Raw genomic sequence first — 10861 nt, 5'->3', positions numbered from 1 at the left:
AAAATTTTTAGTAAAAAAAGAGGTTTAGACAAATATGAAATTGTCTTAACCTCATTTAGCATTATGCATTGAATATCCTTGTTGAACAAATGAAATCAAGTACATTCATCAAATTCAACTTAGTCTAAGCAAATTATAAATTACTATAAAGTGTAGCGATATAAGTGTTTAAATCGTTAATATGAACATCTTCGCTTTCACCAGTTTGACGTACTTTAACTTCAACGATACCCTCACTAGCATTTTTACCAACTACAATTCTTATTGGAAGACCGATTAAATCTGCATCATTAAATTTAACGCCAGCTCGATCTTTACGATCATCATAAAGTACATCATATTGTTGTTGTAATTCTTTATACAATTGATCACCTAATTCTAGTTGTTCATCCTTTTTAGGATTAATAGTAATTAGATGTAAATCAAATGGTGTAACTGATTTAGGCCAAATAATACCATTTGCATCATTATTTTGTTCAACAATGGCACTTAGCGTTCTTGAAACGCCTATTCCATAGCACCCCATGATTAATGGCTTAGCTTTACCTTGGTTATCTAAGAATGTTGCGTTCATTGCTTCTGAGTATTTAGTTCCTAACTTAAATACTTGACCTACTTCAATGCCTTCAGCAAATTTCGCTTCGCCAGAGCCATCGCTTAATGGTTCTCCTTCTAAGATAAAACGGAAATCTCCAAACTCATCAACCTTGAAATCTCGGTCTAAATTAGCGTTAATATAGTGGAATCCATTCTCATTAGCACCAACGACTAAATTATTTAAATCTTTGACATAATTATCTGCAAAAATTCTAATATCTTTATCATGAACTGGTCCCAGTGAACCAGGATTAGCACCTAATAAATTAACAATCTCATCTTGAGTGGCCATTTCAACGTTATCTGTTTCAAAGAATGCTTTTACTTTGACATCATTTAATTCATGATGACCACGTATTAAGAACATAATGAATTCTCCATCAATTTTAAATATCATTGATTTAACAATTTCATCAACCGGACGGTTTAAAAAATCAGCTAATTCTTGAGCAGTTTTAACATTAGGTGTTTCAATCTTCTCTAGTTCTGCTACTTCTGAATGCTTTTCATTTGGATGATAAACGACTTCCGCTTTTTCAATATTAGCTGCATAATCACTTTGCTTACTATAAACGATAGTATCTTCACCAATTTCACTTAAGGCCATGAATTCGTGTGTGTGGTTACCGCCAATTGCACCTGAGTCTGCAACCACTGGTCGAGCATTGATGCCAACACGTTTGAATATACGATCGTAAGCATTGTACATATCTTGATATGTTTCATCTAACGATGCTTCATCAGCATGGAATGAATACGCATCTTTCATAATAAACTCTCTACCTCTTAACAAACCAAAGCGTGGACGTTTCTCATCTCGAAATTTAGATTGTATTTGGAATAACGTTAAAGGTAATTGTTTATATGATTTAAGTTCATCTCTAACGATAGAAGTCACTACTTCCTCATGTGTAGGACCTAAAGCAAATTCACGTCCATTACGATCTTTTAAGCGCATTAACTCTGGACCGTATGCCCCCCAACGACCTGATTCTTCCCAAAGTTCTGCTTGTTGAAGTGCAGGCATTAAAATTTCAACGGCATCAATGCTTTCCATTTCTTCACGTATGATTTTAGAAATATTATTTAACACACGAGAGGCTAATGGTAAATAGCTATAAATACCACTTGTACTTTGTTTGATTAATCCTGCTTTTAATAATAATTGGTGACTCAATGCTTCTGCTTCAGCAGGGACATCTCTCCTAGTTGGTATGAAAACTTTCGATTGTTTCATCACTTAATCCTCCTTATTCTACAAGAAATAACGTTGTATATCGTTCCAAGTTACTAGAACCATTATAATTAAGACAAAAATAGCACCAGCAGCTATTATAATTGTCTCTGCTTTTTTATTAACTGGTCTTCTGAAAATTGCTTCATAGATAACAAATAAAATTCGACCACCATCAAGTGCTGGAATTGGTAATAGGTTCATTATACCTAAGTTAACACTTAATAGTGCAGTGTAGTATGTTAATGCAATGATACCCTGTTTAACTACAGAGTCAACATTATGATAAATACCCACTGGACCATTTAACATATCAAATGAGAATTGACCTGTGAATATACTTGCAATCATTGTTCCTACAGCTTTAAAGATTAATGTACTGGCACTAACAAACTGATCAAACCCTAGCGCAATTGGTTTTATTAAAGTATGTTCTTTCTGAGGTTGGAAACCTAAAATGTACGTCGTCTCAGAATTTAATTTAGTTTGCTTAATAACTTGCTTTTTAGGAGTTATATCCACTGTCTTTGTTTGATTATCTCTTTCAAATTTTATCATTGTTTTATTATCTTTAATTTTATTTGCTGCAGACTGAATGTCATCAAAACTCTTAGTTTTATATTGACCTACTTGAACGATTTTATCTCCAGATTTTAATCCTGCTTGTTGAGCTGGATAGTTATCAGCTAATTGTCCCACTGAGGTAGTAGGTGTTCCTTGGAAATAAGCTAATGCGATAAATAATATTAAGGCTAATATAAAGTTAAATAATGGTCCTGCAAATAACGTTAAAAATTTGGGTAAAGGTTTCTTATGTGCAAATTGTCGATGTCGTGGAGCGATTTGAATTAAACTACCATTCTCAACAAAATATGCTTTTTCAGCAATATTAAAATGATGTCGCTCATTATCATATGAAGTAATACCTTCAATGTACAAATCATCCTTGAAGTCACATTGTTTAACTTCAATTGCTTCTATCTTTTGAAATTTATGCTGATCATCTAAAATTATATGCGTAATCTCATCTTTATCATTAAGTTTTACTTTAACATTCATACCTGGTTCAACTGGTGGTTCTTCTAAACCGTCTCCAGCCATTCTTACATAACCACCTACAGGTAATAAACGGATGGTATACAAAGTTTCGTTCTTACGGAAACTAAATATTTTTGGTCCCATACCTATCGCGAATTCAGGACACATTATTCCAGCACGCTTCGCAAAGAACATGTGACCATATTCATGTACCGTAACAAGTACACCGAACACGATCATAAATGAGACAATAGTGATTAAATAGCTCACATGATACACCTCAATTAAATTAAATTTCTACTTTTTTCATTAGAACGATGTAGATTATCTATGATTTGGTTAAATTATTCAAGAATTTTACTTTTAATAAAAGGAGTTAAGAATTACATCATCTACTATGTCTAGTCAAATGTGCACTCAATAACTCCTCAATTATAGCACTATACATTTTTCATATATAAATAAAACATTAAAATCGCACTACATTTGTATTAATAAAATGTTGAGTAATGGTAAAACAAACATGAAACTATCAAATCGGTCTAATATACCACCGTGACCCGGTAAAATTCTACCAGAATCTTTAACACCAAAATGACGTTTAAATCCTGATTCAACTAAATCACCAAGTTGACCAAAGATACTCAAGATGATTGTTACTAATAATAGTAACCAAATATTTAAGTTGAAATCAACAAAGAACAACATAACAATTGGCACAATTAAACTACAAATTAATCCGCCAATAAAACCTTCAATAGTTTTGTTCGGACTAATTACTGGCCATAATTTATGTTTACCCATTAGTCGACCGAAAATATAAGCACCTGTATCTGTTAACCACACCACTAAGAATGCATAAAGTATGTAATGTAATCCATCTGAACGTGTTGCATAGAAATACATAAATCCAATACCGACATATGCAACTGACATAAGACAGAAAGCAGCATCCATAAAACTAAATCTGTTTTTTGACAGTACAGTGTAACTTAGTAAAATAAAACTCATTGCGATTAAACTTTTTAACTGAATGTCACTAACCCAGTCACCTGCTGATTGAGGTAACATAATAATAATTAATGCTAAAGCACTAAAAATACCAGGGACTGAAATTAATTTAATCATATTCATATTTAAAAGTTCTTTTAATGCAATTAAAGCTAGTAAGAACGCAAACAACATTAAGGTTGTACCACCCATTAATAGAATGGGTAGAAAAATTAACAATGCTATAATTGCGGTTAAAGTTCTAACTTTCATACGCTACTCCTTACTTAACCCTCCAAAGCGTCTTTGGCGAGATTGATATATTTTTAAGCAATTTTTAAATTCTTCACCGTCAAAGTCTGGCCACAATTTCTCATTGAATATAAATTCACTATAAGAAGACTGCCAAATAAGGAAATTACTAATACGTTGTTCACCAGAAGTGCGAATTAATAACTCAGGATCTGGGTATGAATGCGTCATTAAATGATTGTTAATCATTGATTCATCAATATCTTTACTGTCTTGACCATTGCGTTGAAGTTCATCATAAATTGATTTCATACTTTGAACAATTTCAGCTCGTCCACCATAATTGATGGCAAATATTAATTTCAGACCTGTATTATTTTTTGTTTTTTCTTTTGCATGTTGTATTGCTTCAATCGTCGATTTAGGAACTGCATCTAAAAATCCAATCGTTTCTATTTGAACATTTTTTTCAATGAGTTCGGGTAAAAATGTTTTTAAAAAATTAACAGGCAAATTCATGATATAATTAACTTCATTTTCAGGTCTAGACCAATTTTCAGTTGAAAAAGCGTATAGTGTTAAGTATTTAATACCCAAATCACTTGCTTCTCGCGTTACAGTTTTGATGGTTTGCATACCTTCGTAATGTCCTTTAATTCTAGGCATTTTACGCTTTTTGGCCCAACGTCCATTTCCGTCCATGATTATCGCTACATGTTCAGGTAAATTATGTAAATCTAAATCATCGTTATGACTGATTTTAGTCTTATTTCTTTTTATTAGCTTTTTAAACATGGTCTTTCCTCCGAGCCTGATCATCTCTATTATATTAGTTATTTAAGAAATCATCTATCATTTTATCATACTCGATAATGGCATTGAATAAGCAAATGAAAAAACTGTACCAAAGTCTGAATTGGCACAGTTTAGACTAAAATAATTTATAGTAATGTAGAAAGTATATTTATAATAATACTTAAACATTATTAAATGAATTAATTTATTGTCGAACTAATTAAACAGACATAATGTCTTTTTCTTTGTCCTCTACTAATTGATCAATTTCTTTAATAGAATTATCTGTAGCTTTTTGAACATCTTCTGTTTGACTTCTTAAATCATCTTCAGTAATGTCCCCATTTTTTTCATCTTTTTTCAATTGATCATTAATATCACGACGGATGTTTCGGATAGATACTTTCGCATCTTCACCAATTTTCTTAACGTTTTTCACTAATTCTTTACGACGTTCTTCTGTTAAAGCTGGGACAGTGATACGAATAACTTCACCATCACTTGTAGGATTTACACCTAAATTTGCTGCATAAATTGCTTTTTCAATATCAGCTACTGAAGATTTATCATAAGGAGAAATAACTAATAAACGTGCTTCAGGCACATTGATGCTCGCTAATTGTTGAACTGGTGTTGGTGCACCATAATAGTCAACAGTTACGCCACTTAATAAATTTGAATTGGCTCTTCCAGCACTGATATTTGCTAATTCTCTTGATAAATTATCGATAGATTTGCTCATTCTAACTTTAGTGTCTTGAATTATGTCACTCATATTGTTTACACCTCTAATTATTTAGTTATTAACGTACCTATTTTTTCACCCATAACTGCACGTTTAATATTGCCTTCTTCCATGATTGAAAATACATTTAAAGGAATATTATTATCCATACAGAATGATGATGCAGTTGAGTCCATTACTTGTAACCCTTCTTGTAACATTTGAATGTGCGTCAAGTGTTCATATTTAACTGCATTCTTATCTACTTTAGGGTCTGCTGAATATACTCCATCAACATTATTTTTACCCATTAAAATAACATCGGCTTCGACTTCTGCTGCACGTAACGCTGCAGTTGTATCTGTAGAGAAGTATGGATTACCGATTCCTGCTGCAAAAATAACAACACGTTTCTTCTCTAAATGTCTAATAGCTCTTCGACGGATGTATGGTTCAGCAACTTGTTTCATTTCAATTGATGTCAACACACGTGTGTCACATTCTAATTGTTCTAAGCTATCTTGGAGTGCAAGAGCATTCATAACTGTAGCAAGCATACCCATGTAGTCCGCTGTACCACGGTCCATACCTAAATCACTACCTGTTTTACCTCTCCAAATATTGCCACCACCAACGATAACTGCAATTTCGCAATCCATCTTAGCAACTTCAGCTACTTGCTGTGCCACGCTTTTAATAATGATTGGATTAATACCAAAACCTTTGTCTCCTGCGAGTGCTTCACCACTAAGTTTTAATACTACACGTTTATATTTAGAAGTTTGCGCCATTGTTTTTTCCTCTCTATTGTAAAAATATGTAATATATACAAGTAAAGAAGACACTGACGCGCCTTCTAACATAAAGTATCACTTTATAATAGAAAACCTCAAAGGTGTCTTCTTTCTTGTAAATCTTGTCGACAGATTATTTCATTTGACCTTTAACTTCATCTGCGAAGTTTTCTTCACGTTTTTCCATACCTTCGCCTACTTCATAGCGAACGAAGTCAACAAGTTTACCACCTTTAGATTTTAAGAAAGCTTCAACTGTTTGATCTGGATCTTTAACGAAGTTTTGATCAACTGCACAAATTTCTTGAAGATATTTACGTAAACGACCTTCAACCATTTTTTCAACGATGTTTTCAGGTTTACCTTCATTTAATGCTTGTTGTTTTAATACTTCTCTTTCGTGATTGATTTCTTCTTCTTTAACTTGTTCTGAAGAAACATATTTTGGATTGATAGCTGCGATGTGCATAGCAACATCTTTAGCAGCTTCTTCATCAGTAGAACCTTCAACTACAGTTAACACACCGATACGTCCACCCATGTGTAAGTATGCACCAAATGCATCGTTATCAGATTTTGTTCTCATTTCGAAACGACGGATACTTAATTTTTCACCGATTGTTGAGATTGCTTCTTTCATTCTTTCATCAACTGTTTTACCACTTGATAATTTAGTTTCTAATAAAGCATCTACTGTTTCAGCTTTGCTATCAAGAACTTGATTAGCAATTTCTTTAACTAATTCTTGGAAGCCTTCATTACGAGCTACAAAGTCAGTTTCAGAGTTGATTTCAACGATAGCAGCTTCATTTCCTTTAACTTCAACATGTACTAAACCTTCAGCTGCGATACGGTCTGCTTTTTTAGCTGCTTTAGCGATACCTTTTTCACGTAAGTAATCAATCGCTTTATCGATGTCACCATCAGTTTCTGTTAGCGCTTTTTTACAATCCATCATACCAGCGCCAGTTCTTTCACGTAATTCTTTAACAAGTTTTGCTGAAATTGCCATTAATTATTCCTCCAATATTTCTAATTGTAATAATAGATGATACCTAAATATTACCATTAAAGTCACTATAATTTCCAATACTCTAGTAAACTTTAATTATTATTTTTTATTATTTGAAAAAAGGGCGATAAGCATTACATCTTATCACCCATTTAAACTATATCTTAGTTTGATTCAACAGTAGTATTTTCTTCAGTTGATTCTGCTTCTTGAGATTCTTCTTTTTCATCTAAATTGATGTTTTGCTCTGCAGCTACTTCATCGTTAGAAACACCTTGTTGACCTTCTAAGACAGCGTCAGCCATTTTACCAGTTAATAATTTAACGGCACGAATAGCATCGTCGTTCGCTGGGATAACGTAATCAATTTCATCTGGATCACAGTTAGTGTCAACAATACCAACGATTGGAATATTTAATTTACGTGCTTCAGCAATCGCGTTACGCTCTTTACGAGGGTCAACTACGAATAATGCTTGAGGCATAGATTTCATATCACGAATACCGCCTAAGAATTTGATTAAACGGTCGTATTCTTTTTTAAGTTCAACAACTTCTTTTTTAGGTAAAACGTCAAATAAACCGTCTTCTTCCATTTTTTCAATTTCAGAAATACGTTTAATACGTTTAGAAATTGTTTTGTAGTTAGTTAAAATTCCGCCTAACCATCTTTGGTTAACGTAGAATTGTCCAGCACGTTCTGCTTCAGCTTTAACTGACTCTTGTGCTTGTTTTTTTGTACCTACGAATAAGACTCTACCGCCATCTTCAGATACTTGTTTGATGAAGTTATAAGCTTCTTCAACTTTTTTCACTGTTTTTTGTAGGTCAATGATATAGATACCATTTCTCTCAGTGAAGATATATTTTTTCATTTTTGGGTTCCAACGGCGTGTTTGGTGACCGAAGTGAACACCGGCTTCTAGTAATTGTTTCATTGAAATTACTGCCATTTTAAATTCCTCCTAGTGGTTATTTACCTCCATAATAAACTCATATAAAGACAATTAATTTAATTGCACCCTTTAAATGTACGTTTATCATGTGTGTATTGGCTTTTATAGCCGAAAACAATAATATCATATTTCTATATAATGCGCAATGTTAATTTCATTAAAGAAATAATGCAATACACATTTTTCATAATAAAAACTGTTACAAATAATATTACATACTTGCAACAGTTGAATGTTGGTTATTGCATTATCGATTTAAATCAAAATTATTTATTTCGTTCTAATTCATCAAGGAATTTTTCTTTTTTAACTTTTATAAAGGTACCCTTCATCCCTAAGGATCGTGATTCGATTACACCAGCACTTTCAAGTTTACGTAACGCGTTCACGATTACTGAGCGAGTGATACCTACTCTATCTGCTACTTTTGAAGCTATCAATAGGCCTTCATTACCACCTAATTCTTCAAAAATATGCTCAATTGCTTCTTTTTCAGAATAAGATAATGAATTAATTGCCATAGTGATTGCCGCTTTATCACGCGCCTCTTTCTCTACTTCATTATGTTTCTCACGAAGTATTTCCATTCCAATAACAGTTGCAGCATATTCGCCTAATACTAAATCATTTTCGTTAAAGTCATCTTTAACACGACCAAGTACTAATGTTCCTAATCTTTCGCCACCACCAAGTATTGGAAATACAGTTGTACGACTGCTACTAAATACTTCTTTATCTTCAGGTGGGAATACAGTTAATTCATTATCAATATCAATATTAGATTCAGTTTGTTTAACGTCCATTAATAGTTTTGTATATTCACTAGGAATGTGTTTACCTTCTAACATTTCGTTAATTCTTTGACTTTTTAAAAGTTCATTTAAACTTGAACCTAGAATCTTACCTCTACGTGAAACAATAAATACGTTCGTTACTGTAACGCTACTAATTGTTTGAGCAACGTCTTTAAAGTCGACTGCAATACCTTTATGTTTTTGTAATAGTGTATTTAATTCTCTAGTTTTAGATAATAAGCTCATAAAATTTCTCCTTTATTTATATTATAAAATAAATGCACTTAAATCTTTATTTGTTGAAATAGATTTCAACTTATCATCAACATATTGTGGTGTTATATCAACTACAGCATTTGGCATGCTAGGGGCTTCGAAAGATAAATCCTCAAGCATTTTCTCTAAGATTGTGTGTAAACGACGTGCACCAATATTATCAGTGTCTTGGTTAACTTGATATGCCATTTCAGCTAATCTTGTAATCGCTTCCTTAGTAAAGTTCACAGTGACCTCTTCTGTTTGAAGCAATGCCTCATATTGTTTGATGAGTGATAGCTTAGGTTCAGTCAATATTCTGTAAAAATCGTCAACAGTTAAACTTTCTAATTCTACTCTAATTGGGAAGCGTCCTTGTAATTCAGGTATTAAATCACTTGGTTTCGATACGTGAAACGCGCCAGCACCGATAAATAGCATATGTTCAGTATTTACAGTACCATACTTAGTTTGAATCATGCTACCTTCTAAAATTGGTAAGATATCTCGTTGTACACCTTGTCTTGAAACATCTTGACCACTATTAGCGTTATTCGTTGCTACTTTATCAATCTCATCGATGAAGATAATACCCATTTGTTCTGCTAACTCAAGCGCTTCTTGATTTGCAGTTTCTTGATCAATTAATTCATCGGCAAAATCATCGGCCAAAATCTTACGAGCTGTTTTAACTGGCACCTCACGTTCAACCTTACGTTTAGGCATGAGTTGATTCATCATGTCTTGCATTTGTTGGTTTTGATTTGTACCGAGCATGCCTAGCGCACCTGGATCTTGTTCTACCTTAATTCTAACTTTCTCTTCTTCAAGTTTACCATCTAATAATTGTTTTTTGATTTCTGAACGTTTAGTTTTAATTTCTTCTGTAGGTGTTTCCTCTTCATCATCATCATTATTACCAAAGTTTGGAATTGCACCACCAAGTAATGACTCTAAAGGATTACTATTATTTGACGCTTTTTTCTTCATACTAGGTACAAGTAATTTAACTAACTTTTCATTAGCTTTATTAACTGCTTCGTCTTTAACCAAATCTTTCTTTTGATCTTTAACAAGTCTTACAGCTACATCGACTAGATCACGAACCATACTCTCAACATCGCGTCCAACGTATCCTACTTCAGTAAACTTAGTAGCTTCCACCTTAATAAATGGCGCTCCTACAACTTTAGCCATACGTCTTGCTATTTCAGTTTTACCAACACCAGTTGGACCGATCATCAAAATATTCTTAGGTGCGATTTCTTGTTTGGTTTCTTCATCAAGCAAACTTCTTCTATAGCGATTTCTTAGAGCAATGGCAACTTTTCGTTTAGCATCATCTTGCCCAACTATATATTCATCTAATTTAGATACGATATCTTTAGGTGTTAATTTTATACCGTTTGCATCCATATAT

At 33.0% G+C, this 10861-nt stretch carries 10 protein-coding genes; all 10 read right to left on the bottom strand.

Annotation, left to right across the window (positions count from 1 at the left end):
- Positions 1 to 133 precede the first annotated feature (133 nt).
- Positions 134 to 1834 (bottom strand): proline--tRNA ligase, encoded by a 1701-nt coding sequence (locus tag HMPREF3265_RS00800; protein WP_070860843.1) that lies wholly within the window; start codon positions 1832 to 1834, stop codon positions 134 to 136.
- An 18-nt stretch (positions 1835 to 1852) separates the two neighbouring features.
- On the bottom strand, positions 1853 to 3139 hold the full coding sequence (gene rseP, locus HMPREF3265_RS00795) for an RIP metalloprotease RseP (RefSeq protein WP_070442319.1): 1287 nt from the start codon (positions 3137 to 3139) through the stop codon (positions 1853 to 1855).
- Positions 3140 to 3349: 210 nt separating this feature from the next.
- The gene (locus HMPREF3265_RS00790) at positions 3350 to 4132 is read right to left on the bottom strand and encodes a phosphatidate cytidylyltransferase (protein ID WP_070442317.1); all 783 of its coding nucleotides are present in this window, start codon (positions 4130 to 4132) and stop codon (positions 3350 to 3352) included.
- Positions 4133 to 4135: 3 nt separating this feature from the next.
- Positions 4136 to 4906, bottom strand: coding sequence for an isoprenyl transferase (locus HMPREF3265_RS00785; protein WP_037551640.1), 771 nt, complete (start codon positions 4904 to 4906; stop codon positions 4136 to 4138).
- A 220-nt stretch (positions 4907 to 5126) separates the two neighbouring features.
- On the bottom strand, positions 5127 to 5681 hold the full coding sequence (frr, locus tag HMPREF3265_RS00780; RefSeq protein ID WP_070442314.1) for a ribosome recycling factor: 555 nt from the start codon (positions 5679 to 5681) through the stop codon (positions 5127 to 5129).
- Between the two features lie 17 nt (positions 5682 to 5698).
- Positions 5699 to 6421, bottom strand: a complete 723-nt coding sequence (gene pyrH, locus HMPREF3265_RS00775) for a UMP kinase (protein ID WP_011275942.1) — start codon at positions 6419 to 6421, stop codon at positions 5699 to 5701.
- 136 nt (positions 6422 to 6557) lie between these two features.
- Entirely contained in the window at positions 6558 to 7436 is an 879-nt protein-coding gene (gene tsf / locus HMPREF3265_RS00770) for a translation elongation factor Ts (protein WP_070442311.1), read from the bottom strand.
- A gap of 164 nt (positions 7437 to 7600) precedes the next feature.
- Positions 7601 to 8389, bottom strand: coding sequence for a 30S ribosomal protein S2 (gene rpsB, locus HMPREF3265_RS00765; RefSeq protein ID WP_011275944.1), 789 nt, complete (start codon positions 8387 to 8389; stop codon positions 7601 to 7603).
- Between the two features lie 269 nt (positions 8390 to 8658).
- Positions 8659 to 9432 carry a GTP-sensing pleiotropic transcriptional regulator CodY gene (codY, locus tag HMPREF3265_RS00760; RefSeq protein WP_070485026.1) on the bottom strand — a complete coding sequence of 258 codons (774 nt, stop codon included), beginning with the start codon at positions 9430 to 9432 and terminating at the stop codon, positions 8659 to 8661.
- 21 nt (positions 9433 to 9453) lie between these two features.
- Entirely contained in the window at positions 9454 to 10857 is a 1404-nt protein-coding gene (gene hslU / locus HMPREF3265_RS00755; protein ID WP_070485025.1) for an ATP-dependent protease ATPase subunit HslU, read from the bottom strand.
- Between the last annotated feature and the right edge of the window lie 4 nt (positions 10858 to 10861).

It is taken from the genome of Staphylococcus sp. HMSC62B09, assembly GCF_001839115.1.
Classification (GTDB): domain Bacteria; phylum Bacillota; class Bacilli; order Staphylococcales; family Staphylococcaceae; genus Staphylococcus; species Staphylococcus haemolyticus.
Note: the sequence above shows the minus strand (reverse complement) of the source record. Positions and strands in the feature narration are given on the sequence as shown.

Bases quoted from the DNA above. Each gene is read 5' to 3' on its own strand.
- HMPREF3265_RS00800 (WP_070860843.1), bottom strand. From the start codon at position 1,834: ATGAAACAATCGAAAGTTTTCATACCAACTAGGAGAGATGTCCCTGCT.
- HMPREF3265_RS00790 (WP_070442317.1), bottom strand. From the start codon at position 4,132: ATGAAAGTTAGAACTTTAACCGCAATTATAGCATTGTTAATTTTTCTA.
- HMPREF3265_RS00785 (WP_037551640.1), bottom strand. From the start codon at position 4,906: ATGTTTAAAAAGCTAATAAAAAGAAATAAGACTAAAATCAGTCATAAC.
- frr (WP_070442314.1), bottom strand. From the start codon at position 5,681: ATGAGTGACATAATTCAAGACACTAAAGTTAGAATGAGCAAATCTATC.
- pyrH (WP_011275942.1), bottom strand. From the start codon at position 6,421: ATGGCGCAAACTTCTAAATATAAACGTGTAGTATTAAAACTTAGTGGT.
- tsf (WP_070442311.1), bottom strand. From the start codon at position 7,436: ATGGCAATTTCAGCAAAACTTGTTAAAGAATTACGTGAAAGAACTGGC.
- rpsB (WP_011275944.1), bottom strand. From the start codon at position 8,389: ATGGCAGTAATTTCAATGAAACAATTACTAGAAGCCGGTGTTCACTTC.
- codY (WP_070485026.1), bottom strand. From the start codon at position 9,432: ATGAGCTTATTATCTAAAACTAGAGAATTAAATACACTATTACAAAAA.
- hslU (WP_070485025.1), bottom strand. From the start codon at position 10,857: ATGGATGCAAACGGTATAAAATTAACACCTAAAGATATCGTATCTAAA.